The 25,928-nt window shown below is 46.7% G+C and carries 22 protein-coding genes; 12 read left to right on the forward strand and 10 right to left on the reverse strand.

Translation table 11 applies throughout. The annotated features are described in order from the left end of the window. Positions 1-9 precede the first annotated feature (9 nt). Together PG915_RS10355 and PG915_RS10360 are read left to right on the forward strand one after the other, a co-directional pair. Positions 10-456, forward strand: coding sequence for a hypothetical protein (locus PG915_RS10355; protein WP_353496456.1), 447 nt, complete (start codon positions 10-12; stop codon positions 454-456). Between the two features lie 141 nt (positions 457-597). Continuing rightward, positions 598-1,899: an alpha/beta fold hydrolase gene (locus tag PG915_RS10360; RefSeq protein WP_353496457.1), complete on the forward strand. Its 1,302-nt coding sequence runs from the start codon at positions 598-600 to the stop codon at positions 1,897-1,899. A 1-nt stretch (position 1,900) separates the two neighbouring features. Here the strand turns inward: PG915_RS10360 and PG915_RS10365 are convergent, their stop codons facing one another. Then, positions 1,901-2,797 carry a LysR substrate-binding domain-containing protein gene (locus PG915_RS10365; protein ID WP_353496458.1) on the reverse strand — a complete coding sequence of 299 codons (897 nt, stop codon included), beginning with the start codon at positions 2,795-2,797 and terminating at the stop codon, positions 1,901-1,903. 104 nt (positions 2,798-2,901) lie between these two features. Here PG915_RS10365 and PG915_RS10370 point away from each other — a divergent pair, with 104 nt between their 5' ends. Further along, positions 2,902-4,149: a D-amino acid dehydrogenase gene (locus PG915_RS10370; protein ID WP_353496459.1), complete on the forward strand. Its 1,248-nt coding sequence runs from the start codon at positions 2,902-2,904 to the stop codon at positions 4,147-4,149. On the opposite strand, the gene PG915_RS10375 is transcribed toward PG915_RS10370, so the two are convergent. Further along, a complete protein-coding gene (locus PG915_RS10375) occupies positions 4,146-4,811 on the reverse strand; it encodes an HAD family hydrolase (RefSeq protein WP_353496460.1) in 666 nt (221 codons plus the stop codon). The two genes, PG915_RS10370 and PG915_RS10375, sit on opposite strands and share 4 nt — an antisense overlap. 195 nt (positions 4,812-5,006) lie before the next feature. On the opposite strand from PG915_RS10375, the gene PG915_RS10380 reads away from it, so the two are divergent. Further along, on the forward strand, positions 5,007-6,029 hold the full coding sequence (locus PG915_RS10380) for an AbrB family transcriptional regulator (RefSeq protein WP_353496461.1): 1,023 nt from the start codon (positions 5,007-5,009) through the stop codon (positions 6,027-6,029). 27 nt (positions 6,030-6,056) lie between these two features. On the opposite strand, the gene PG915_RS10385 is transcribed toward PG915_RS10380, so the two are convergent. Continuing rightward, on the reverse strand, positions 6,057-7,178 hold the full coding sequence (locus PG915_RS10385; RefSeq protein ID WP_353496462.1) for a PfkB family carbohydrate kinase: 1,122 nt from the start codon (positions 7,176-7,178) through the stop codon (positions 6,057-6,059). A gap of 227 nt (positions 7,179-7,405) precedes the next feature. Between PG915_RS10385 and PG915_RS10390 the strand changes: the two genes are divergently transcribed. Then, positions 7,406-8,551 carry an HD-GYP domain-containing protein gene (locus PG915_RS10390; RefSeq protein WP_353496463.1) on the forward strand — a complete coding sequence of 382 codons (1,146 nt, stop codon included), beginning with the start codon at positions 7,406-7,408 and terminating at the stop codon, positions 8,549-8,551. A gap of 6 nt (positions 8,552-8,557) precedes the next feature. Here the strand turns inward: PG915_RS10390 and PG915_RS10395 are convergent, their stop codons facing one another. Both PG915_RS10395 and PG915_RS10400 read right to left on the reverse strand, forming a co-directional pair. Beyond that, complete coding sequence (locus tag PG915_RS10395) at positions 8,558-9,307, reverse strand: DeoR/GlpR family DNA-binding transcription regulator (protein ID WP_353496464.1); 750 nt, start codon at positions 9,305-9,307, stop codon at positions 8,558-8,560. Positions 9,308-9,337: 30 nt separating this feature from the next. Next, complete coding sequence (locus tag PG915_RS10400) at positions 9,338-10,090, reverse strand: glycerophosphoryl diester phosphodiesterase (protein ID WP_353496465.1); 753 nt, start codon at positions 10,088-10,090, stop codon at positions 9,338-9,340. A 244-nt stretch (positions 10,091-10,334) separates the two neighbouring features. On the opposite strand from PG915_RS10400, the gene ugpB reads away from it, so the two are divergent. From ugpB to PG915_RS10425, 5 genes are read left to right on the forward strand one after another with little or no spacing between them, the layout of a single operon-like run. Further along, positions 10,335-11,642, forward strand: coding sequence for a sn-glycerol-3-phosphate ABC transporter substrate-binding protein UgpB (ugpB, locus tag PG915_RS10405; protein ID WP_353496466.1), 1,308 nt, complete (start codon positions 10,335-10,337; stop codon positions 11,640-11,642). A 57-nt stretch (positions 11,643-11,699) separates the two neighbouring features. Then, complete coding sequence (gene ugpA / locus PG915_RS10410) at positions 11,700-12,581, forward strand: sn-glycerol-3-phosphate ABC transporter permease UgpA (protein WP_353496467.1); 882 nt, start codon at positions 11,700-11,702, stop codon at positions 12,579-12,581. Beyond that, positions 12,581-13,429: a sn-glycerol-3-phosphate ABC transporter permease UgpE gene (ugpE, locus tag PG915_RS10415; RefSeq protein WP_353496468.1), complete on the forward strand. Its 849-nt coding sequence runs from the start codon at positions 12,581-12,583 to the stop codon at positions 13,427-13,429. The genes ugpA and ugpE overlap by 1 nt, the downstream gene beginning before the upstream one ends. Continuing rightward, positions 13,430-14,533 (forward strand): sn-glycerol-3-phosphate import ATP-binding protein UgpC, encoded by a 1,104-nt coding sequence (locus tag PG915_RS10420; RefSeq protein WP_353496469.1) that lies wholly within the window; start codon positions 13,430-13,432, stop codon positions 14,531-14,533. It begins immediately after the preceding gene. After that, complete coding sequence (locus PG915_RS10425; RefSeq protein WP_353496470.1) at positions 14,526-15,329, forward strand: HAD-IIB family hydrolase; 804 nt, start codon at positions 14,526-14,528, stop codon at positions 15,327-15,329. Before PG915_RS10420 ends, PG915_RS10425 begins: the two co-directional genes overlap by 8 nt. Positions 15,330-15,371: 42 nt before the next feature. Here PG915_RS10425 and PG915_RS10430 read toward each other — a convergent pair whose 3' ends face one another. Further along, entirely contained in the window at positions 15,372-16,745 is a 1,374-nt protein-coding gene (locus PG915_RS10430) for a nucleobase:cation symporter-2 family protein (protein ID WP_353496471.1), read from the reverse strand. A 251-nt stretch (positions 16,746-16,996) separates the two neighbouring features. Between PG915_RS10430 and PG915_RS10435 the strand changes: the two genes are divergently transcribed. Together PG915_RS10435 and PG915_RS10440 are read left to right on the forward strand one after the other, a co-directional pair. Further along, positions 16,997-18,136, forward strand: coding sequence for an acyl-CoA desaturase (locus PG915_RS10435; protein WP_353496472.1), 1,140 nt, complete (start codon positions 16,997-16,999; stop codon positions 18,134-18,136). Between the two features lie 105 nt (positions 18,137-18,241). After that, the gene (locus PG915_RS10440) at positions 18,242-19,444 is read left to right on the forward strand and encodes a hypothetical protein (RefSeq protein WP_353496473.1); all 1,203 of its coding nucleotides are present in this window, start codon (positions 18,242-18,244) and stop codon (positions 19,442-19,444) included. Between the two features lie 55 nt (positions 19,445-19,499). On the opposite strand, the gene PG915_RS10445 is transcribed toward PG915_RS10440, so the two are convergent. The 4 genes from PG915_RS10445 to PG915_RS10460 form a co-directional block, all read right to left on the reverse strand. Further along, positions 19,500-20,453: a sensor domain-containing diguanylate cyclase gene (locus tag PG915_RS10445; RefSeq protein WP_353496474.1), complete on the reverse strand. Its 954-nt coding sequence runs from the start codon at positions 20,451-20,453 to the stop codon at positions 19,500-19,502. Beyond that, the gene (locus tag PG915_RS10450; RefSeq protein WP_353496475.1) at positions 20,450-21,412 is read right to left on the reverse strand and encodes a response regulator; all 963 of its coding nucleotides are present in this window, start codon (positions 21,410-21,412) and stop codon (positions 20,450-20,452) included. Before PG915_RS10450 ends, PG915_RS10445 begins: the two co-directional genes overlap by 4 nt. Before the next feature lie 337 nt (positions 21,413-21,749). Further along, a complete protein-coding gene (locus PG915_RS10455; protein WP_353496476.1) occupies positions 21,750-24,851 on the reverse strand; it encodes an efflux RND transporter permease subunit in 3,102 nt (1,033 codons plus the stop codon). Beyond that, positions 24,851-25,927: an efflux RND transporter periplasmic adaptor subunit gene (locus PG915_RS10460; protein WP_353496477.1), complete on the reverse strand. Its 1,077-nt coding sequence runs from the start codon at positions 25,925-25,927 to the stop codon at positions 24,851-24,853. The genes PG915_RS10455 and PG915_RS10460 overlap by 1 nt, the downstream gene beginning before the upstream one ends. Between the last annotated feature and the right edge of the window lies 1 nt (position 25,928).

The following is a 25,928-nucleotide window of genomic DNA, read 5'->3' on the forward strand; positions in this document are numbered from 1 at the left end:
ACGATTGGCATGAAAAAAACGCTATCAATAATACACCGCACTGCGGCTTTAACGGCCTTTCTTTTGATTTCGTCATTTTTTCTAAGCACGGTTATGGTCGAAATCTTTGGTGGATACAACGCCATTCTAACGGTTAAGACCTACATTTGTTACGCGGTGTGGCTACTCATCCCAGCTATGGCGACAGCTGGAATTACTGGTACGAAACTGGCTCCAAAAGCAACAAAAGGACTCGTTGGTGCCAAGAAAAAGCGTATGCCGTTTGTTGCGGCTAATGGTCTTCTGATTTTACTTCCTGCCGCTATCTATCTTCAGCACCTAGCGAGTATCGGAAGTTTCAATACAACCTTCTACGTGATACAGGCAATCGAACTTGTAGCAGGTCTTACCAATCTTACGCTCATGGGGCTCAACATTCGTGACGGAGTGAAGATGACTCGCGCTCGTTCGGCATAACTATCTGAAAAGAAACTAGAGAATCGGCACTAAACGGTGGTGTTTTCACACGAAAACCGCTAAGTTCAGCGAGCGCTGTCAGAGTAACAGCGCGTCGATTCTATTGTTAAATGTACTGTTATTCTTCACGGATGCTTGAATATGACCCAAACTTCCCCTGCTTTTATTGATGGCGGTTTAAAATATACCCCTCACTACTTTACGGTTCCTCTCGACTACCAAGACTCTGCAAAAGGTTCGTTGCAACTCTTCGCGAGAGAAGTCACTCTCGCCAAAGACAACGCCAAAAAGCCCTGGCTGGTCTTTTTTCAAGGCGGCCCTGGCTTTCCATCTCCGCGCCCCAATGGTCAGAGCGGCTGGCTAAAACGGGCTTTGCAGGACTATCGCGTATTGCTGCTTGACCAGCGGGGCACAGGGAACAGTAGTGTTGTTAGTCACCAGACCTTGGCACACCTTTCTCCAAGTGACCAAGCTGACTATTTAAGCTATTTCCGTGCAGATAACATCGTTCGGGATGCTGAATTTATTCGTCAGGCTTTTGGAGTTACCCAATGGTCTATCTTAGGGCAAAGCTTTGGCGGTTTTTGCTCTCTGACCTACCTGTCACTGTTTCCGGACAGTCTGAGCCGTGCCTACATAACTGGCGGCGTACCCTCAATAGAACGACATCCTGATGATGTCTACAACGCTACGTTCAAGCGTACCAAAGAGAAAAACCAACAGTTTTTCCATCAGTTCCCACATGCCCAATCGCTCTGCAAAAAAATTGCTAACCATCTGGCGACAAACAAGGTGACTTTACCGAATGGGCAGGTTTTCACCGTGGAACAATTTCAGCAAATCGGGATTAATTTTGGAGTCAGCGATACCTTCCTTCCAACCTATTACTCTCTTGAAAATGCGTTCATTGAAGTGGATGGAAAGCCAACATTACGTTACGAATTCCTGAATGAAATGCTGGCGCAACAGGCATTTCAAACCAACCCTATTTATGCGCTTTTGCACGAGTCCATTTATTGCCAAGGCTTTGCATCAAATTGGTCTGCTGATCGCGTTAGGCAACAGCACGATGAGTTTAATTGCCAACCGGGCGACGACTGTTTCTATTTCACCGGCGAAATGGTATTCCCGTGGATGTTTGAGCAATACCAATGCTTAGAACCCCTTAAAGATGCCGCCAACCTACTCGCAGAAAAAGCGGATTGGGGCTCGCTATACAATGCAGAAGTATTGGCAAACAACCGAGTTCCCGTAAGTTGCGCCGTGTACGCTGACGATATGTTTGTTGAGATGGATATCAGCCGGGAAACACTCGCTAAAATCCCCAATTCAAAAGCTTGGATCACCAACGAATATGAACATAACGGGTTGCGAGCAGATGGCGAGCGCATTCTAGACAAGTTGATCGAAATGGGTGATCACATCCATTACTGTCAGCAATAGGCTAGTTCAACGTCGACTGGCTCTGTTCTTTAAGCCAGTCTTTGAATAATCTTGTATACGGGTCGTCGAATTGGGTAATGATAAAGTACCCAGCATGAGCCGCTATCGGTGCAAAAGGGGCGATCAGTCGTCCCTGTTCGATCTCATTCCCTAGTAACGCTTGTCTCGCTAACGCAACGCCTACACCCGCCTCCGCTGCTGACATGGCCATATCGGTTCGATTGAAAAAGTGTCCTTTATTGGTCTCGATGTCCAGTCTTTGTTCAGAAGCCCAGTATTGCCATTCATAGTCCTTTGGCACTCCCTGCCACGGCATTATGTCGTGGAGTAATGTCACCTGCTGCCATGCCTCGCTCCCTTGCTGCAGCCCTGGGTATTTAGCCAGATAATCGCGACTCAACACAGGAATTAGCCACTCCTCCATCAGCAGTTCAGCCTCTGAACGCTTATAGGGCATCGGCCCATAATCAATAGCGATATCAAAGTCCCGATTGTCGCTGTCCACCAGCGCCCCTTCTGCTAAGGTATGGGTCTGGACGTCTGGATAGCGACGATGAAAGTCCTCGAGTCTGGGCACTAACCACTTAAAAGCAAACGAGGGAGTTAATTTGAGCCTGATCTGTTTACGTTCAGAAACACGAGTTAGTTGGAATACATTTTCCTCAATAGCGGCTAAGTGATGACTTGTGGCTTCCACTAACCGATTACCCTGCTCCGTTAATCGTATTCCACGAGCATGGCGTTCAAATACACTAAAACCTAACTTATCCTCTACCTGTTGCAATTGCTGACTTACTGCACCGACTGTTAGATTGAGTTGCTTTGCTGCACTGGTAATACTGGTATGTCGAGCAACAACACAAACTAAGTTCACCCCATTTAACAATGCTGACTTCATTTCGAGCCTTTAATATTTCTAAAATCTGCTATTAATTCTTATCGATTGTTAACCAAATGTAAATTAACCATTCTAGGTAAAATTTAAAAGTGCGAGAAGCGATAGTGAAAGTCATTGTATTGGGAAGCGGAGTCATTGGACTCACTAGTGCGTGGTATTTGTCTCAGGCAGGCTTTGAGGTAACGGTTGTCGACAGGCAGTCTAGAGCTGGCGAGGAAACCAGTTTCGCCAATGCAGGACAAATTTCCTATGGGTATTCTTCACCTTGGGCTGCACCAGGTATTCCCTCCAAGGCCATTAAATGGCTATTTGAGCAACACGCGCCACTTAAGATAAAACCGAGTTTGAGCCCAGAGCTTTTTCGCTGGGCAACCCAGATGCTGATCAACTGTCAGCTGGGCAGGTACAAACTGAATAAATCCCGAATGCTGACCATTGCCAATCGAAGCCGTCGATGTCTGGCGCAGCTAAATCAAGACCACACTCTCCAATACCAAGGGCGAACACAAGGAACATTACAAATTTTCCGCTCTCAACAGCAACTTGATGCCATTGAGAAAGACATAGCGCTATTGACTGAAAGCGGAACTCGATTCCAGCTGTTTGATACCCAGCAGTGCTTGAAACAAGAGCCGGGGCTCGCAAATATGCTTGGGGATTTGGTTGGCGGACTTTACTTGCCCGACGATGAGACGGGCGACTGTTACCTTTTCTGCCAGCAACTGCAGAAGATGGCGGAGCAATCAGGTGTTAAATTCCTATTCGATACCCACATCAACACCCTAATAACTGAGCAGCGCCGTGTCGTCGGTGTCACCACCTCAAACGGTACCATCACTGGAGAGCACTTTGTGGTGGCACTCGGCAGTTACTCAAAGGCTCTACTGCAACCCCATGGTATTGATCTGCCCATTTATCCGGTCAAAGGCTACTCATTAACTTTACCAATCATCGAACCAAGCCACGCGCCGTCGTCGACCATCATGGATGAGACCTTTAAAGTAGCCGTCACCCGTTTTGATGACCGAATTCGCGTTGCGGGCACTGCAGAGTTAGCCGGATTTGATCCCGCACTTCCCGACAAACGTTTAGCGACTCTAAACCACGTAGTCAGCGACTTGTTTCCTCAAGGCGTAGATTTGGCGAGCGCAGATTACTGGACAGGGTTTCGCCCGATGACGCCAGACGGAACGCCAATCATCGGTAAAACTCCGCTGACCAACCTTTATACGAATACCGGACATGGCACATTAGGTTGGACGATGGCCTGTGGTTCCGCCGATATTCTCACCGAGCTGATTGCTTCAAATGGAAAACAAGAATTACCCGAACTGAGCATCGAGCGATATTAGCGGGTTAGGTAACTACCTGACAGCTCTTGGTATACCTCAAATAGTGAGGTTCTAGTTTGCACATTCAGTGCTTTAACATCCTCACATGGTGCAACCAAGTCTGGCACTTGGTAAGTATGCATAGCTGCCGCCACGGCGGCTTTGACGCCGTTATTGGAATCTTCAAACGCCAAACAATGCTCTGAAGCAACGCCAAGTCGCTTAGCCGCTAAGTGGTAGATTTCTGGATCTGGTTTGCCACGCGTCACCTCACATCCAGTCGCTAAACAGTTAAAGTAGCCGTCCAAGCCCGCGAGCTTAAGTTTCTTTTCAGCGACATCACGATGAGTAGAGGTCGCAACAGCAATTGGAATGTTCTTGGAGGCTAACCAATCTAGCAGCTCAATAACGCCGTGCTTTTTGGGAATTGCTTGATGGAATACAACGCTTGTGTAACGCTGGCGCCACTCTTCATTGATCACTTTATAGTCAATAATTCCAGCATATGCCTCGCCTAATTTGGCGTGAATGGTTTTTGAATTACAGCCGATAATCGACAAATACTTCTCTTCAAGAAATGGCACCCCTAACGCTTCACAAGCTTTCTCAAAGATACCTTTGCAGACGTTTTCTGTATCCAACAGCAATCCGTCCATGTCGAAAATCGCAGCTTTAAAATTCATTTCTCTCTCTTTTTCCAATGCATCCAAATAAGGCCAACACCTTTATCTGAGCGCATTGTGCCGTATCCGAGTGAATATTGCCAAGTAAATAGCGGCACAGATTCGTGTAAGGATATAACCAAGTATCCTCGCTGCACGCATGGACTTCAGTATATAATCGACATGAAAAAGGTACATTGAATCAAAGGAATAGTTATGGCGGTATGGAAAACCATCTTGATAGGTTTGGCTGGAGCATTGCTCGCGAGCCCTATCCCACTGCCATTGTCTGAACTGTTCGCTGCAGCGTTTGCAACCATCGTTTACCTGCGGTGCAGTCATCAAAACATCAAGCTTCCCGACTTCATTCTCACTCTCATCCAATTGATACTTGGTCTGAGTATTGGAATCACGGTTCCCGTCGCTGAGCTAACTGGTTCATTCTCCCTGCCGCTGTTTTTTGGTTTGGTGCTATGCATGCTTTCACAAACAACCGTAAACTTTCTCTGGCTTTACAAACGAGAAAAATGGACACCTTTTGAATCCTTGCTCGGCGCAATCCCAGGCGCCATGGCTGCAATATTGGTAATAAGTGAGGGGCAAGAAAAACCGTCTCCTAAAATTGTTTTTTCGCATTCTATTCGCCTATTGCTACTGGTGGTATTGGCGGGAGTCATCGCTTCAACAGGCGAAGACAGTGCCTCAACACTTAGCCAATCATTTAGCATTGCTCTGATTGGACATCTCGCGTTTCTCGCTGTCACAAGCTTTTTAATCGGTAAACTATTGGGAAAATTTGGGATACCTGCGCCCTATTTGTTGACCAGCCTAATCACGGCAGCGATCTATCATAGCGCGCTGCCAACACTCAATTTAAACGTTCCAGAGTCTCTGATTATGTTTGCTACCGCTATATTGGGCGTACTGATTGGGGGGCGTTTGGCACCAACAACGTGGCGAGAAGCGCTGAGCTATTCTAAGGCAGGATTTATTGTGACGTTACTAGGTGTGAGTGTCACATTATGCTTTGCTGCCGCTTTCCACACCTTTACGGGCGTAGATTGGCAGGTGCTATTGCTTGCTTGGGTACCAGGGAGTGTGGAAGCGATGACCGCCGTGGCGCTGTTATTGGGGCTTGAGCCTGCCTTTGTCGCGATAAACCATGTTATGCGGTTGATGATGTTGTACATGATGCCCGCTGCGTTAAAATCCCCTCTGATACGTCTAAGTAGAATGTAGCCAACAGCGGGTCTACTATGAAATAGTCTAGTCGTAATAAAGACCTAAATCTGCATCCTTTTCAAACGTTCGTGTGGCTCGAGGCTGCGTAGTTTGTCGTCCTTGTCGCTGCAAATAAGCATGTTCACTGTTCGATGCAATGCCCGCTGCAACCATTCCAAATTCGACACTACGTTGCCAATTCGCACTTTGTAAGTAGCCATGTACTAACCCGGCTAACAGCCCTTCTTGTCCGTCGGTTTTAAGGCTCAAACTAGAGTCACTGCGATTGTGAAAGTGTCCCTTTTTTTCCTGACTTGAGTACACGCCCTGCGCACCAAGATTTATTACCAGTTGCTTAACTCCCATCTCATGTAACTTGTGGGCAATTTGGGGCAGTCGAATTCGCTTGGAAGAATCTACGCCTGCTAGCAGTTCCGCCTCAGCCAGTTCCAACTTCAACGTATGTATGCACGATAAGTAAGGCTTAATTTTTTCTGCTTTCAATACCGAAACAGGATCGACAAAAATAGGCTTCGAAGCTTGAGTTTGAAATAGATATTCCAACGCGGAATCACTTAAATTTGCATCGATAGCAATGACAGTAGCACGGTTTAGCAACGGTGCTCGCTTTGCTAGTTGCTGAGCATTGAGTTCGTTAAACAGCGACATATCGTTGAGAGCAAGCTGCAACGTGCCATCTGGCCCGTGAATTGAAAGATAGGTACTGGTAGCTTGGTTCGATGTCACCAAACAGTGTTCTATCCCTACATCCGCATCACGACAGGAGTCTAGTAGCTGTTCACCCCACGAATCATCGCCCACGGCACTGACAAACTCGACTTTAGTTCCGAGTTGCGCAAGACTTTCGGCTATGTTCCTTCCAATGCCTCCTGCACTGGCAGTAAGAGCCCCCGGATTAGAGCTGCCCATCACCAAATCCGAGGTAGCGCGGCCACATAAATCCATATTCGCGCCACCAATTACAACAGCAAAACGATCAGGGGCAATCAAATACCCTTTACCTTGTATGAACCCTTTTCTCGTCAAGTTCATGATATGCCCTGCTACGGCACTTCGACTGATGTTGAGCATATCAGCTAAGGTACTCTGAGCGATCATGGGATCAAGCTTGATTAATTCTAGTATTTGTTGTTCGCGCTCAGTCATTAGACACTTGTCCGATTATATAAACATTTATTTGCATATTATTACTCTCAAACACAAACGGAATCAACGCCTTACTTATAAATAGGCAATCTTTTCCCATTGGGTATTGCATCAATACCACAGATATTCACGCAATTGCATCCATAGCTGTGAAACCGATCACTTGTGGGAATCCACTCACACTCGCTACTATTGAGTAACCATATTAAAACTAATGATAATAATGTATGGACTATATAGATTGTATTGCCAGCACGAACAGAGCATTGAGTTGCCGCAACGGTATTGATGATCTGTTTCACACCCTAAGAACCAAGTACCCGCATCTATCGAGATTGTGTCTCTCAGTGACGTCTGCGGATCACCTAGAGAACTTCCACGTCATCGACTTTCAAGATGATTCCGACAAGTTCGACGTTATCTCAATGCATTCGGAGCGCTGCGCTCCTTTGATTAAAATCATCGAGAATCAGGAAATTAGGGTGGTCGACGATCTTTATGAGCTAAAGCCAAACACCCAAAATAAACGCCTTATCGAACTTGGTCACCGAAGCAGTTTTACCATGGGGTTAAACATAGAGAGCGGATTCGGTGCAGTACTCTTTCTAAATTCAACCCAAGTAGATTACTTCAGCGATGGCGCTTTGCACTCAGACCTTTTGTTTATTCGAGAGGTCATCATAAGCCTGCTTTGCCACGACCGTTACAAGCACCAAATGTTCGTCCAAGCTTTGAAGCTAGCATTAAAGATAAGCCACAAACGTGATCCAGAAACAGCGGATCACCTGCAGCGGATGAGCCAGTACAGCAAGCTTCTCGCCGAACTTCTCGCTCACAAGCTGCCCGTCGATCATCGATTTATCCAATGGATAGAGCTTTACTCACCTTTTCACGATATCGGCAAATACCGGATCCCTGACCATATTCTGTTTAGCCCCAACCGCTACACGCCAGATGAGCGTGCCATCATGAACAAACATGTTGATTACGGGGTAGACATTATCGACGAGGTCATCGAAAACATTGACGTGGTCAGTGCGTCCAGTGCTGAGGTCTCTTTCTTGAAGAACATTATCTATTTCCATCATGAACGCTTTGACGGAGTGGGTTATCCCACCAAGATTGGCGGGATTGATATTCCGTTAGAGGCTAGGATCATCACCATTGCCGATGTGTTTGATGCCCTGCTGAGCAAACGCACCTATAAGCAGGCATGGAGCCTTGAAGACACCCAGCATTATCTTGCTGAACAAGCGGGCACCGCGTTTGATCCATTGTTGGTAGAAACACTGCTTAGCAACCTAGAGCGATTCAAGGCGATCTATCATACGTTTCCACCGCAGCCAGAGTCAGAAGCTCATCTGGCTAAGTAAGTCATGCTACCCGGCAGGGCGACCATACACTCGGTCAAAATAGGATAAAGGGGCAACGCGAGCGCTCGCTTTGCTTTGCCACTTTGTGCTGTTAGCAACCAGCCACCTTTGCTGCGAACCTGCCAAAATCGCTTGACTGATCGCCGCCTCGCGAAGCTCATGCTCCAAAGCAAACTCTTCTTTTTGAGGCTCCAAAACCGGTTGCTCCGTAACGCTCGACGCAAGATTCACCGCCGCGCAGCATACAATTCCAATATCAGCAGAGAACTGCCCGAAAAAGTTGGCAACATGCTCCCCGACCACATCGCCATCATTGGTGCGCATTCGTCCACCTGCAATCCAGGTTTCCACCTGTTCAAACTGCGCCAAGATATGCGCAGCCTGATAGTTATTGGTGACAACGCGAAGATGCTTGTGGCCACTTAAATGCTCTGCAATCGCTGCTATCGTAGTACCGATGCCTAAAAACAGCGTGCAGCCATCAGGGATATTGGTAACTACCTGTTTGGCAATCTGCTGTTTTTCCGTCAAGTTGGTTGCACTACGTGAGGTAAAGCTGCGATTGCTTAGCGTGGTCGGCAAACCTACTCCACCATGATGACGACGAGCAAGGCCGAGGCTGCAAAGTTCATTAATATCACGACGAATAGTCTGAGTCGTAACATCAAAGTGGCTCGAAAGCGCCTCTATGGTGCAATATTCTTGAGTATGTATCAGGTCAATAATACTTTTTTGTCGCAAACTGAGATGGTGCATGATGGTCGTTACCTACTCCTCTATTTCAAATTAGGCATCAACTAAATCTTGCGGTTTTGATGCTGATGACTGTCTTTGATAATCCTGAGGCACGTCGCTTATCATCATATCCACGCCCCACCCCCAAAATGACTCAACCAACACCGGATGATTCGGCGTGTAACAATAGAGCTGGTAGCCCGCCGATTTTATCCATCGAGCCGTTTTCTCATCGAGAAAGTGAAAGTCGCAATGTACGCTGTAAGCATCTAATTTATCGAGAATAGCTAGCGCGTTGTCCGGTATTTGTTGCCACAGTTGCCCACGGCGTATGGACGGCATAATGCGCTGCATAACCGTCAGTGCCTGCGTACTAAAACTAGAGAATAGAACCTGCTCCGTGGCAACACCTAGCTCGGTCATAACCAACTTAACTTGCTGACACAAAAGCTCAATATCATCACCTTCATAATGCTTTAGCTCAACATTGACCGTCAAACCATGTCTTTGAGCCAACATTAGGGTCTCAGCTAATGTTGGAATGCTCTCACCTTCATAGGCATCACCAAACCATAGGCCAGCATCTAAGGCTTTTAACGCCTGAACACTCATATCGGCGACGCGACCACGACCATTAGTGCAGCGGTTTACGGTACGATCATGAATAACGACTGGCACCTTATCTTGACTAAGCTGAACATCAATCTCAATCCATTCTAGTCCTAACAGAGCCGCCTGTTCAAAAGCGGCTAACGTATTTTCTGGTGCGAGGCTAGAGACGCCACGATGCGCTGTGATTTTCATTGATTCCTTTACCATTTTCATTTGCATTCAAATGAAAGGATTGCAACTCTCCGTGACACTATTATTGCCGTTTTATTGCGTTTCCATGGCCATAAAATGTTTCAAATAAGTTCATTTAACTGTCACCCAATCGTCATTTGCTCAGTTTAACTTTCACTTGAACATTTTAAAGCAGTGGCTCTACACCAAGTGAACGTCTGCTTTTGAACTGAAAACCAACATTTTCACATTTAAGGGAAACAATATGTCTATTAAACACCTCACAGGAATGGCGGTGGCAGTGGCGCTAATGAGCACAGGAGCTCAAGCGAAAACTGAGGTTGAGTGGTGGCACGCTATGGGCGGCGCTCTGGGTCAAAAAGTCAATGATATTGCTGCGGATTTCAATGCAAGCCAAGACGAATACGAGATCAAACCGGTTTACAAAGGTAGCTACGCAGAAACCATGACCAGCGCTATCGCTGCTTTCCGAGCAAAAGAGCAACCAGCCATTGTTCAGGTGTTTGAAGTGGGTACAGCGACCATGATGGGTGCGAAACAGGCAATCTACCCAGTTTACGAACTGATGGAAGATACCAAAGAACCGTTTAACCCAGACAACTACCTGTCCGCTGTGACAGGCTATTACACCACCAATGACGGTCAGATGCTGTCAATGCCGTTTAATAGCTCAACACCTGTGATGTACTACAACAAAGATATGTTCGCAAAAGCAGGGATCACCTCAGCGCCAAAAACCTGGAAAGAGATGGAGCAAGTGTCACGCAAGCTGCTTGAATCCGGCGCGCAATGTGGTTTCACGACAACGTGGCAATCGTGGACTCAAATCGAAAACTTTGGCGCTCGCAACAACATCCCAGTCGCAACACAAAACAACGGTTTTGGCGGTTTTGATACTGAATTTAAGTTCAATGCAGCGCCTTATGTGAAACACATTGAGAAGCTCGGTGAGTGGTCAAAAGAAGGCATCTACAAGTACGGCGGTCGCCAATCTGATGGCATGCCACTTTTCTACACCCAAGAGTGTGCGATGACCATGGGATCATCCGCAGGCCTAGCGGGTATTCAAGAAAACATGAAAGGCATCGAGGTCGGTGTTGCCCAGCTTCCATACGATGATGAGCTGATTGCCAAACCACAAAACACCATCATTGGTGGTGCGTCACTGTGGGTACTCCGTGGCCATTCTTCTGAAGAATACAAGGGCGTAGCGAAGTTCTTTAGCTACCTTTCAAGTGCAGAAGTTCAGGCTGATTGGCACCAGTTTACCGGCTACCTACCTATCACCCAACAAGCTTATGAACTGACGAAGCAGCAAGGTTTCTACACAGCGAACCCTGGCACGGACACGGCTGTAGTGCAAATGACCTCGACTGAACCAACAGCCAACTCGAAAGGCATTCGCTTTGGTAACTTCCTGCAAACTCGTGACATCATCAACGAAGAGCTAGAAGCGGTTTGGGCAGGCAAAGCCACGGCAAAATCGGCACTTAACAACGCGGTTCGTCGTGGTGACGAGCAACTACGTCGCTTCGAGCGCACACAGAAATAACCCGTTGTCTTTTTTACGCCGCCACTTCATTTAAGTGGCGGCATGTCGGTATTGTTTATGTCTTCACAAGTAATTTTTAAAAATAAATGGTTGCCCTACGCGCTGATTGCGCCTCAGCTGGTGATCACCCTAGTGTTTTTTATCTGGCCAGCTGGCCAAGCGGTATTTCAATCTTCTCAGTTAGAAGACGCCTTCGGTATAAGTCGAGAGTTTGTTGGACTAGAGAATTTTAGCAAACTGCTAGGCGACAGTTACTACCTTGATTCCTTTTTCACCACCATACAGTTCAGCATTTGCGTCGCTGTTTTGGCTTTGGTGAGCGCACTGATTCTCTCTGCATTTGCCGAGCATATCGTGCGCGGTGCGACTATGTACCGCACCTTTTTGATTTGGCCATACGCCGTCGCACCCGTTGTTGCCGGTTCACTTTGGCTGTTTCTGTTTGATCCAACGATTGGCGTTATTACCGACGTGCTCAAATGGCTTGGCGTTCAATGGAACCCTACCCTCAATGGCACTCACGCGATGTGGATGGTCGTCATTACATCTACCTGGAAGCAGATCAGTTACAACTTTCTGTTCTTTTTAGCCGCGTTACAATCGGTGCCAAAGTCATTGCATGAAGCGGCAGCTATCGATGGTAGTGGTCCGGTGAAGCGATTTCTGACCATCAGTTTCCCACTGATTTCACCAACCAGTTTTTTCTTGTTGGTCGTCAATTTTGTGTACGCCTTTTTTGATACGTTCGCCATCATTCATGCCATGACCCAGGGCGGACCAAGTAACAGCACGTCTACCTTAGTTTACAAAGTCTACAACGATGGATTTATCGGGCTAGATCTTGGCTCATCGGCCGCTCAGTCGGTCATCCTAATGGTTCTTGTCGCCTTACTCACGGTGATCCAATTTAAATATGTCGAAAAAAAGGTGGCGTACTAATGGTAGAAAGAAGACCCCTATTTACGATTTTTTGCCACGTCATTTTAGCACTAGGCATCATCTCTATTGCACTCCCTGTATGGATAGCACTGGTGGCAACGACACATGAAAACACCGCGTTTGCTACGGGTACACCTCTTTGGTTTGGCGACCTTGGATTTAGCGTGTTTGGTGAGCTACTGACTAACCAAAGTTCGTTTAACAACAGCGCTCTGCCGATCACCCACATGCTTACCAACTCGCTGATCATGGCGCTATGCATTACCTTCGGTAAGCTGGTTATTTCGATCATGTCAGCGTATGCAGTCGTGTTCTTTCGCTTTCGCGGTCGAATGGTGGCGTTTTGGATGATCTTTTTCACCCTCATGCTGCCAGTGGAAGTGCGGATCATGCCAACCTTTGAGGTGATCACTAACCTCAACATGCTCAATTCATTCTATGGACTTACGATTCCATTGATTGCTAGCGCAACGGCTACGTTCTTATTTCGCCAGTTCTTCATGACCATTCCCAATGAGTTAGTTGAAGCGGCGAGAATCGATGGTGCCGGGCCGATTAAATTCTTTTTCGATATTTTGCTGCCCCTTTCTCGCACCAATATCGCAGCTCTGTTCGTGATTACTTTCATCTATGGCTGGAATCAGTATTTATGGCCACTACTCATCACCACTGATGCTCAGTACTACACCATTGTTATGGGTATCAAACAGATGCTTGGTGTGGTTGATGGCGTCATCGAATGGAACAAAATTATGGCAACCACCATTATCGCTATGTTGCCACCCGTCATCGTTGTGATTGCAATGCAAAAAGCATTCGTCAAAGGCTTGGTAGATTCGGAGAAATAAATGTCTACACTCACTCTTTCAAACATCGCTAAATGTTACCCAAACGGCTACCAAGCGATCCCAAACATCAATTTGAACATTGAAGACGGCGAAATGGTCGTTTTGGTTGGTCCCAGTGGCTGTGGCAAGTCTACACTGCTGCGCATGCTTGCCGGTCTAGAGGAAATCAGCGCAGGTACGCTGCAGATCGATGAGAAGGTCGTCAACGACCTAGAGCCTGGCGAACGTGACATCGCGATGGTGTTTCAAAATTACGCGTTGTATCCCCACATGACGGTATACGACAATATGGCCTATGGACTAAAAAACCGGAAAACACCAAAAGCAGAGATCAAACGCTTGGTCAGTGAAGCGGCTGACATGCTAGAACTCAACGGCTTGCTGGATCGTAAGCCTAAGCAGCTTTCTGGTGGTCAAAGGCAGCGTGTTGCTATGGGGCGTGCAATTGTTCGCGAACCAAAAGTCTTCTTGTTCGATGAGCCGCTTTCAAACCTGGATGCAAAGCTTCGGGTGCAGATGCGTTTAGAAATAAAGCGCCTTCAGCGCCGACTAGGCACCACCTCGGTTTATGTAACACATGATCAGGTAGAGGCTATGACGCTTGCTGATAAACTGGTCGTTTTGAACAAAGGTAATGTCGAACAGGTGGGTACGCCACTTGAAATCTACGACAATCCAGCCTCACTGTTTGTGGCGACCTTCATTGGCTCACCATCAATGAACATCTTCGATGCCAATGTATCCATTGAAGGTATTGAACTCGATGACGCGCGGCTGAATATCAACACTTCTTCGCTTGGGCTTGGCGATATTAAATTAGGCCTAAGGCCTGAGCATCTAATCCTGAATGAAGACAATCCTTGGTTCCATGTTGAAGTTGAGCTCATCGAAGCTCTTGGTGCCGACTTGCTTCTCTATTGCAAAACACTTGGCCCGCACTCTCAAAAACTTGTCGTACGTGTTGAGGGGCACTCAAAAATCGCTATTGGCGACAAACTTGGCCTTGATATCGATGTAGAACACATCCATCTTTTTGATAGTGAAACATCAAAACGCATTCACTTTGATAGCAAAACGCAACAACAAGAGGTTATGAATGCCTAAGTCTTTAGCAGCGCTGTCTCACGCTCAGGCAAAAGAGATCCAATGGCTACTAACAGATGTCGATGATACTTTGACTTGGCAGGGGCAACTCCCGCCAGAATCACTCGATGCTTTATCGAAACTGCAAAAAGCAGGCATTAACGTTGTCGCCGTAACAGGTGCGTGTGCTGGTTGGTGTGACCAAATTGCGAAACTGTGGCCGCTTCACGGTGTCATTGGCGAAAATGGCGCTTTTTGGATGCAAAAAAAACAGTCTGGGTTCCAGACTCAGTCACTCAGCCCAATGCTCACGATGCGAGCTCAGCAGCAAGCTCTCATTAAACAGCTGACACAGCTGCTACGTGACTATCCAGGGATTGGCTTTGCCAGTGATCAGGACTTTCGCTTTTGCGATGTCGCCATTAATCTTAGACAAGATCGCAAACCTGTTGAAGCCGATGTTGCAGCAAAACTACTCAGTGACATTTGCCAACTGACATTGAATGGACAGAAGGTGAAAGCCACGCAAAGCTCTATTCACATCAATGTTTGGGTTGGAGAGCACAATAAGCGTGTATCAAGTGAGCGCTATCTAAAGCAACAGCCAGATTTTGACACTTTGAGTTTGTCTAATGTGGCTTATATTGGTGACTCACTCAACGATGAAGCCATGTTTGAGTGGCTGCCGGTGACATTTGGAGTAAACAACATTACGCCTTTGCTAGGAAAACTCAGCACGCCACCAAGCTTCGTTACGGCGGGTAACGGGGGTTATGGGTTTGCCGAGTTAGCCAAAATCCTCATCAACGCTCGCTAAGTGGAAACGAAAGAGACATCCCGCTGGATGTCTCTTTTTAGATTATGCCTCAGAAGCTTCAACTCGCTTCGGCAACTTTTCCGATTCGGGAAATAGCGATAGCAAGCCAGCCATTGTCAGCGCCGCAATACCGGACATAGTGACAGGCGACCCCAAGACGGTCTGCACCAATTTAGGTGCCTCCTTCAATAAGTCTGGAACTAGCATGACGCCTAGCCCTAAACCAAATGAGATAGCAATCGTCATAATTTTACGTCTATCGAGTTCTTCATTAGCGATGATTTTAATGCCCGCCGCCGCAACGGTGCCAAACATAACCAGGGTCGCTCCACCAAGGACAGGTTTAGGAATAGTCATCAATACCGCACCCAGTATAGGGAACATACCAAGCACAAATAAAATCCCAGCAATGAAATAGCCAATGTATCGACTAGCAATCCCGGTTAAGTGGATCACGCCATTATTTTGACTGAATGTTGTGTTCGGGAAGGTATTAAATGTCGCAGCAATCAAAGAGTTGATACCGTCCGCCAAAACGCCACCTTTAATCCGCTGCAGATAACCACTTCCACTAATAGGCTGCTTTGAGAACATACAGTTAGCTGTCAAATCCCCGGTAGACTCGATAGCTGTGATCAAATAGATAAACGCAATTGGTACAAAAGCATGCCAATCGAAAGCAAAACCGTATTTAAACGGAACCGGAATACTCAAAAGTGGCTGAGAGGCAAAATCGACCATCGATGCTTTTCCAATCATCAAAGCCACTAACCAACCGACGAGAAGTCCAACTAAAATTGAGGATAGCCTTACCATAATATTGCGGCTCATATTGAGCGCTACGATCGTGCCTAGTACTAAGCTGCCTAGTAGAAGATTGGTTGCAGAACCAAAATCCTCTGCACCGACACCACCGGCTATGTCGGTCACACCCACTTTAATCAAGTAGATACCAATCGTAGTAATCACAATCCCGGTTACAACAGGAGTAATCACTATTTTTAGTTTGTCGATAAATCGTGACAACACTATCTCAACAAAGGCGCCAAAAAAGCAGACTCCGAAAATCGTCGCCAACATTTCATCAGGGCCACCACCATTGGCTTTGACCAAGAACCCCGCACCTAACACTGAGCCTAAAAACGCAAAGCTCGTACCTTGGACACAAATCATGCCTGCGCCCACAGGACCTATACGCCTAGCTTGAATAAATGTACCTACGCCCGAAACCATCAACGCCATACTAATTAAGTAAGGAACGTGCTCGCCCAAACCAAGTACACCGCCGATAATAAGTGTCGGTGTGATAATCCCTACAAAGCTTGCCAGCACATGCTGCAGCGCCGCATAGCTTGCGGCTTTGACTGACGGTTTATCGTCCAATCCATAAATGAGATCGCCTTTGTCGTGTTCCATATGACTTCCTTTCTGTATTTTTAATTGTATACAAACCTACGACAGTATGGTGAGCAATATGCGTGCCATGCATGTGAACCCAATAAAGTCAGTAAGTTACAGAAAATCACTATCCAAGAATGCACTGAAAAGTTGCATGGTTTTTCTCAATTGATGCAAATATCGACAAACAAATTAACATCTTACTCTTTGACTTACACGTGTACGCTGATATTCTAGCGAACAGTTGTAAGCTTAAATGGAGAGAGTTGATGGATACGGTGAAAAAGCCCCCGGTTATTTGGTTAAATGTGACGATATTTCTAGGTACGTTTATTTTGGCGACAGTGGGTGTGATTTGGTACGGCATGGTTGAAGGCTACAGCGCAGCTCACTGGGTTTGGCTCGTGATTGCTTTTATATTTTGCGGCATGTCAATTACCGCAGGCTATCATCGCCTTTGGTCTCATAAGACCTATCAAGCTCATCGCTCACTAAGACTCCTCTTCGCGATTGGCGGAGCATTTGCGCTACAAAACAGTGCGTTACATTGGTCTTCCGACCATCGGGTTCATCACAAGCATGTCGATAACAACGACAAAGATCCCTATTCTGCCAAGCGCGGTTTCTGGTACTCACACATAGGTTGGATGCTTCGAGAATATCAAGCTGAGCGCTACGAAGACTACAGAAACTGTCGCGACCTACAAAAAGACTCGATTGTAATGTGGCAACACAAGCATTATGTATTACTGGCTCTGGCGACGAACTTTGGTATCCCTCTAGCCCTAGGGCTTTGGTACGGTGACGTTTTGGGCTTTTTGTTGATTGTTGGCGCTTTACGTTTAGTACTCAGTCACCACACCACCTTTTTTATTAACTCTCTGGCGCATATCTGGGGCTCTCAACCATACACCAGTAAAAACACGGCTAGAGACAATGGTATTTTGGCCTTTTTCACTTTTGGGGAGGGTTACCACAATTTCCATCACATTTTCGAGCACGACTACCGCAATGGCATTCGCTGGTGGCAATTCGATCCTACCAAATGGTTGATTCGTTCTTGCGCGAGCTTAGGTCTAACCTCAAACCTAAAAACCGTGTCAGCATACCGAATAGAGAAAGCGAGGTTAATTCAGACCATGGCAAACGCTAAAGACAAAATATTTACTTTGCCCAATGCCGACCAGCTCCAAGCAGCCTTAGAGCAAGAGTTTCAGTTACTGCTAAGTAAGTTGACGGAATACGATCAATTGCGAAGCCAGGTTATCGACTCAGCGAAATCCAGCGTAAAAGAAAAATATGAGGAAGCACTTCTGCGTGTCCGACTCGAGCAGCTCGATTTAAACCTAAAAGAGCATAAGAAGCGTTGGCGGCAAATTGTTTCCAACCCACGCCTTGTGCTGAGCTAATAACAGCTCCTTTAATTAGGCTTCAATTTTATTGACAGTGAGCGAGCACGTCCCCGTGCTCGCCTTTTTATATAATCGTGGTTCAATTCTTCAGCCATGATTATTATGCAAAAAAACAGCCTTTGGCAGTTCTCTCAAGCCTCTATGGGTATTGTCCAGTGGATTGGTGTCGCGATCATCATCGCCCCAGTTATTTTGTCTCGTACCGGCAGTGCGATTTTAGTGGGTCAAGTGATGCTCATTCTTGGGCTCGTTGGACTAATTGCCCCCCTACTGGGTGCTATGGCTGATCGCTTTTCATGGCACAGGCAACTGCACTTCTTCGCCCTTACCTGCCACTGTATAGCGCTATTGCTACTGCTCTGGGCAAGTCAGACTGTATGGTATTATTGGCTGATTGCTATTTTGGTGGGATTAGGCAGCAACCTCATTCTTATTCTAAACCCGACATTTGCGCTCAAACTGAATACTCGACCGGCGATGCAAACTCGAGCGCTCAAACGCCTATTCCAGATCCAAATGTTGGGTGTCGCTATTGCTGGGGTATCCGTCGGAACACTCAACTATTTTGGTTTGTCGCAAACGGTGCAAATTGTGTCGCTCATTGTGTTTGATTTTGCTTTGCTCATACTCATCGCGATTGCTCCACCTGCTGACATCAATTTTGAACTAGCTCATGACGAAGAAGCAGTATCGCAAACCCGTAAGCCATCTGCTGCAATTTGGTTTGGCTTCGTTTTGTGCGTTGCACTGTCGATGTTTATCGGCTCCAATATGGTTGAACTTGGCCCCGTCATCATTGAACAAGCGTTTGGAGTCAGCGTTGCAAGTAGTGCATTTGGAATGGCAATAGCAGCCATGGTCACGCTGGTTTCTCTGGCGCCAGCGGGTAAGTGGATGGAAAAGCATGGCTCTCAAGCGCTTTGGCTGGTCACCATTCTTATCAACCTGTTTGTTGCAGCTGTCATGTGGGGAATGTATGGCAATCACGTCGTAACGATACTGCCTCTTTCTCTTATCTTACTCTCAATCATAAATGGCGCTTGGAATGACATTTCCATCGCAGCGCTCGCGGATCAAATTAGCCCTTATTCTCCTGCAACGTCACAAGGTTATATGGCCGCTGCAGTATCACTGGGATTTTCGGCAGGCACTTACTGTGTAGGAGTACTGATTGATGCGAAAAACATATTAGGCGTGATGAATTTCTTATTGATCAGTGGTGTCGTCATTACAGTATTGGCACTGATCATTATTGGACTTAGGCGCAAGCAGCAAGCTGTTGTCGCAACGAGCAGTCATTCTTAGCGGATTCCTCGCGCTCAGGCAGTAACGCACTAATAACTAGACTCTAATGATTAGTTTAAATCACTGACGTTTTATTTCTGCCAAGCTCTTTAGATTGATAAAGAGCTTTGTCGGCTCGCATTAGCCATTGAAGGTGATTGGCATCATCGGTACGACACTCAGTAATACCCAGACTAATGGTATAATTAAGCTCATTGCCAGAGAGCACCACGGGTGTCTGCTCAATATTTTTCCTAAGGCGCTCAGCAAAGTACATCGCCTGGTCGGCTGTGGTACCTGACAGCAATACTGCAAATTCTTCACCGCCGTAACGACCACACACGTCGGTACCGCGAGCAGCTTTCATCAATTGTTTGGCGGTTTCTTTGATCACCTTATCGCCTAACGCATGGCCATAGGTGTCGTTTACTTTCTTAAAGCGGTCGATATCGAACATCACCAGTGAAGAGACTTGTCCTGTGGTCTGCACCAAGTGGAACTCATCTACAAAGTTGGCTTCCCAAAAAGCGCGATTAAACAGTCCTGTTAGGCCATCGGTACGGCCAATCTCGGTGAGTTTTTCGTTTGAGCGCTTTAGGTGCATTTTACTCTTGGCTACGTCGCTTACGTCTTGAAGCATAATCGCAAAGTGCGTCACATCGCCGGTCGGTGATTTCAACGGAGTAATCACCATGTTCTGGTACATTTTCAGTAAACCTTGGGAGACGGGTGAAAAGTTTTTGAACTCGAATACAACCGGTCTATCTTCCCAGTTTGAAAACCCTCGAGTCTTCAGTTTACTTGCGGACTCTAACTTTGCACGTAGCCAACTTTCCGGTAAATCTGGACAACTGTGGAATAGACTCTTCCCCATAATAGCTTCAGCATGAATACCGCTGTAGTTCTGCATAAAGCTATTCCACGCACAGACACGATAATCACGATCAATCACCACAAGCCCTGCATCCAAAGTATCCAGTAGTTGCATTGTCCAATGAAAATCGGAGAGATCTAAGGTCATGGTTGTCATTGTAGAAGCTCCATTTGACGACGAATGATATCCACGGACTCTTCATCAAACATAAACAGTACCGAACAAAACAGATCTAACGCTTCAGCATCATAGGTGTACTCAACCGTGAACACGTGCTCGTTATCACTTAACATCGAATTATCTGGACTAAAATCGGTGATTCTCAGTGGCTCACGAAGCGAAAACTCCAGGCACAGCTGCTCAGATAGAGAAACCAAAAAAGACGACACGAGCACGTTCACTAAATTGACGACGACTTCATCATTTGAAACATCGCCATCCGAGAAACCAAGACGCTCCCCAATCTGACTAATCGAGTCCCCTTCAATACACACTAAGGCCTCACCATGAAGGCCACCGCCAACAAACCTTTGCGCGGCTGCACAGCTGTTGTCTCGTGTCAGCGTATCTTGGATCATCATTGTTAATTCACTAAACGACAGCTCACCAACCGTCGGTACGGGGAGGATAATAAACTCTTTGAGCAACGTGGATATTGTTGCCGCTCCGGCACCAAGAGCAATATTGGACGTCTCCTGAAATCGCTCAAACATCTGAGCTTTAGAAAACTGAGCGCCAACAGAGGCTGGGCGGTTGAAAGGTAAATGTAAATCATCAAACAGCGGTGTCGCTACTTCTGGCGTTAACGGCTTTTGTATAAAGGCATACGCCCCAAGCTCAAAACAACGCTCTTGCGCCATTTCTTGAATATCACCAGACACCATGACGACTTTTGAACGACACTCGCGCTGACGCAATATTTCGAGAACCTCAAAACCATCCATACCCGGCATAGTAATGTCGAGAAATACGACATCTATCGACTGATTGTCGATAATTTCAATGGCTTCATGCCCATTTGCGGCAAACACAATTTCGCCTGCGAAACTCGCATCAATACAGCTTGCTAAACTTTTTCGCGCAACCTTGGAGTCATCGCATATTAGTATTTGCATGAACCTATTCAAATTCTTGATAAATCACCCAAAACTATCTAAACAGAATTTCATCTTGGAAGCTAGGGGAATTCTGAACCGAAATCACACTTTTATCGTTAATTGCGAGAAGGACTAAGTTACTGTTCAATAAAGGGATGTATGAGCCAATCTAGCTCGCAAAAATATGACCTAACGCTCATATTGTAGGGAGTATAGAACATCAATCCTAATGGGAAACAATTATAAAATTCAGAGGGTTAAACAACCTATTTGATCATACTTTTAACTCAAGTTAGATAAAAAAGACTTGGTACTACTCAAATAGTACCAAGTCATAATAAGACAACAGCTCAAGTTAGATCGGTTTGACCCTATGGAATATCCGATACAACACCGGAACCACAATCAGAGTAAGTACCGTCGCAAAACCCAACCCAAACATGATCGTTACCGCCATTGGTTTAAAGAAAATATCCGGTAGCAGAGGAATCATACCCAGTATGGTTGTGATCGCCGCCATACAAACCGGACGCACACGACTTAATGCAGCATCGACCACAGCCAAATACGGCTCTTTGCCCGACTTCATCTCAATCTCAATTTGATCCAGCAGTACGATACCATTTTTCAATAGCATCCCTGACAAGCTCAAAAATCCAAGCAATGCCATAAAGCCAAACGGCGTATTGAGTGCCAACAACCCAGTCGTGACCCCAATTACTGCGAGTGGCACAGTAAACCAGACAATCAATGCCTCTTTCACGGCGTTGAACAAGAAAATGGTGATTAAGAACATGAATAGGTAGCCAAGCGGCATGGTCTGGAATAACGACTCCTGCGCATCACCTGAAGACTCATACTCACCACCCCACTCTAACGAGTAACCTGGCGGTAATTCTATCGCTTCAATCTGAGGTTGCAGACGTTTTTGTAACGTTGCTGCCGTCTCTTCTCCAAGCAGGTCAGGATCCGCCATAATGGTCAGCATACGCTTACGGTTTTTACGCACGATGATTGGATCTTCCCATCGAGTATCGTAACCCTGAGTCACTTGCTGGAACGGTATAAACTCGCTAAGTGCTGGACTCCAGATCATCATGCCTTCAATGTTGCGGATATCCACACGCTCTTCATCTGGCAAACGTGCCACAATCGGCATCAAGGTTGTGCCATCGCGATACAAACCAACGTTTTTACCTGAGAACGACATCATCAACACATCATCAATATCGGATTTTGTGATGCCGTAACGTCTCGCCTGGCTTTCATTGAAAATAGGCTCTAACACTTGAGTTCGTTCACGCCAGTCATGTCGAATATTATAAGCGCCAGGATCGGCGTACATGATATCCATCACTTGCGATGCAATGCCACGTAGCACGGTTGGATCAGAGCCGATAATGCGCGCCTCTATTTTCGCACCACCGCCAGGACCAAGCTCAATTTGCTTAAGCTTGTAGTTGATTTCAGGGAATGTCGCATCCAAATACTCTCTGAATCGCTCCATTAAAGAATTCAAGTCTTCATAGCTGTGCACACGCGTGGTGATTTCCCCATAAGCGGCATAGCTTTTCTCAGGCGCATAAGTCAGCATGAAACGTTGCAAGCCTTTGCCCGCAGTCGTCGTGATGTGGTCCGTTTCTGGCTGGTCAGCAATCCATGCCTCTATCGCTTTGAGCTTAGTGTTCGTTGCACGAATGTCTGTCCCTTCAGGTAACCATACATCCACTTGGAACATCGGCGTGGTTGAGGCTGGGAAGAAGGATTGTTTCACCTGAGTAAAGCCGTACAACGCTGCCACCAGTGCCACAACCAATACCACAACAGTCAGCCACGCTCTGTGCATACAAAATTCAAGGAACTTACGATACATGACGAAGACAAAGCCGTTATAAGGATCTTTCCCTTCTTCGCCCTCTTTCACCTTTTGACCTCTAAAGAAAATGTCAGCAAAGAATGGCGTAAGCGAAATCGCGGTGAACCAACTGAGCATTAGAGAAATCAATAGCACCGAGAACAAGGTGCCACAGTACTCACCAGTTGAGTCTTCGGAAAGACCAATAGGCGCAAAGGCTGTTACCGCAATCACGGTTGCACCAAGAAGCGGCCACTTGGTTTGAGTGACGATGTCTGTTGCCGCTTGTAGTCTCGTTCGCCCTTTTTGCGTCCCTATGAGTATCCCTTCGACCACCACAATGGCATTATCCACCAGCATCCCTAACGCAATAACAAGCGCTCCAAGTGAGATACGTTGCAAATCGATGGCCATGTACTGCATGAAAATAAAGGTGCCAAATACCGTGAGCAGCAATATCAAACCAATCAACAACCCAGAGCGCAGCCCCATAAAGAACAGCAGTACAATGATTACGATAGCAACCGCCTGCCCCAGACTCACCACAAAGCCACGAACCGATTTATCCACCTCTTTGGGCTGGCTATACACTTCGTTTATCTCAATACCAACAGGCTGCTGAAACTTAAGCTCAGCAAGCCTGCGATACAAGCGATCGCCCACTTCCACCACGTTAACGCCGGTCGCGAAAGAGATACCGACGTTTAGCGCAACGTCACCGTTGTAAGTAATGATATTGCTGGGTACTTCTATAAAGCCGCGTTTTATTTCCGCTACGTCTTTTAAGAAGATGAGACCTTGCGCGCCCCCTTCCGTCAAAATCAAATCGCCAAGCTCGGAGACATCAGTAAACTCGCCCGTTGGCTGGATACGAATATATTTATCACCAATCCGTGTAGCCCCGGCATTGGAGACGATGTTCTGAGTTTGTAGGAGATTGAAAATGGTGCTCGGCGCGATACCCAAGGCACTAATGCGCTTAATGGAGATCTCGATAAAGACCTGCTCTTGCTGATCGCCTGTGACCGAGACTTTGCTTACGCCATCCACTAACTCGAGCTCTCGGCGTAGATAGTCCACATAGTCGAGAAGTTCTTTGTAGTTATAACCTTCGCCCGTTAACGCAAACAAGACACCATATACATCACCAAAGTCATCAATCACTGAAGGTTCATTGACCCCGGGGGGTAACGAGCCCTTCACATCATTCACTTTTCGGCGGAGTTCATCCCAGATCTGCGGTAGGTCGTCCGGCCCATAGTTGTTTTTCATGGTGACGGTTATCTGCGACAACCCGCGACTAGAGATAGAATTAATCTCGTCGACATAGGTCAGTTGCTGAATTGCTTTCTCGATAGGATACGTTACCTCTTCTTCAACTTGCTGAGGCGTCGCACCCGGGTAGGAAGTCACTACCATGGCATCTTTGATGGTAAATGCCGGATCTTCGAGTCGACCCAATCCAAAGAACGCAGATACCCCACCAATCAAAAAGATCAGCGAAACCATCCAGCTGATCACGCGGTTGCGAATGAAATACGCCGCTACACCCGTGATTTCATCATCGGATTGCGGTAATGATTTTTGTTGTTCTTGGCTCATTACTTCGCCTCCTGCGGCAATACTTCAACCTTCATGCCTTCTCTAAGCCTCGCAATCCCTGCAATGACAATCTGCTGCGACTGCTCAAGCCCATTAAGGATCTGAATAGTCGATTGAGACACTTTGCCTGTGGTCACTTTTTGTTTTGTCACCGTACTATCACCATTCACAACCCAGACAAATTTCTCATTCGCCGCTAAGCTGTCACCATCTTGATTGAAGACCGCTTCGATAGGTACGCTCACGCCAACACCAAAGTTGATCCCTACATCTTTCGCTTTCGATGTTACATCCACTGCCATCCCATCAAGAATGAATTCATTCTCTGGCATCGGTAACACCAAGGTTGCGGTGAAGGTGCCAAGTGCAGGATCTGGCTCTGTGGTAAATTCTTTCAGCGATGCGGTGTATTCATTGCCAGAAGGCACTCTGACCAGCGCTTCTACATCGGAAATATCTTTATGCTTCGGCTGATTGAGTGAGAAGCTGTCTGGCATTTGCACGACCACTTCCACCTCTTCAACACTGTGAATATTCACCACTTGTTGCCCAATTTGAACATTTTCAAACTTCTCCGCAGAGACACGTGAAATGATGCCATCCACAGGAGCTTTTAGTTCAGTGAACGATAAGCGAAGTTTGGCAAGATCCAGCTCCGCCCGCGCATAGGCACGCTGCGCCGCTATCTCATCAAATTGCGACTGTGCCAACAGCCCTTTTTTTACCAACGGGCTAGAGCGGCGATATTGACTATTGATGACGCTATAACGTGCCTGAGCATTATCAACCGCGAGCTGATAATCAGTAGGCTCTAATGCCGCCAATACATCACCGCGATTAACAAAGTCTCCTTCTTTAAGATCGATTGAGTTTATCTCGCCTGCTACGCGAAAACTCAAATGAGAACGGTCTGCCGCACTCGCTAACGCAGGGAAATAGAGTCGACTTTTCAGCTCAGTACGACCGATTTCTGCCACGCGAACTTTTGGCGCCTCGTTGCGTTCACCGACTTCCGGTTTACTGCAACCGACAAGCGTCGCTCCAATCAAAAGAGCTGTAAGAGTGTGTAACTTCATA

Source organism: Vibrio sp. CB1-14, from assembly GCF_040412085.2.
Lineage (GTDB): Bacteria > Pseudomonadota > Gammaproteobacteria > Enterobacterales > Vibrionaceae > Vibrio > Vibrio chaetopteri.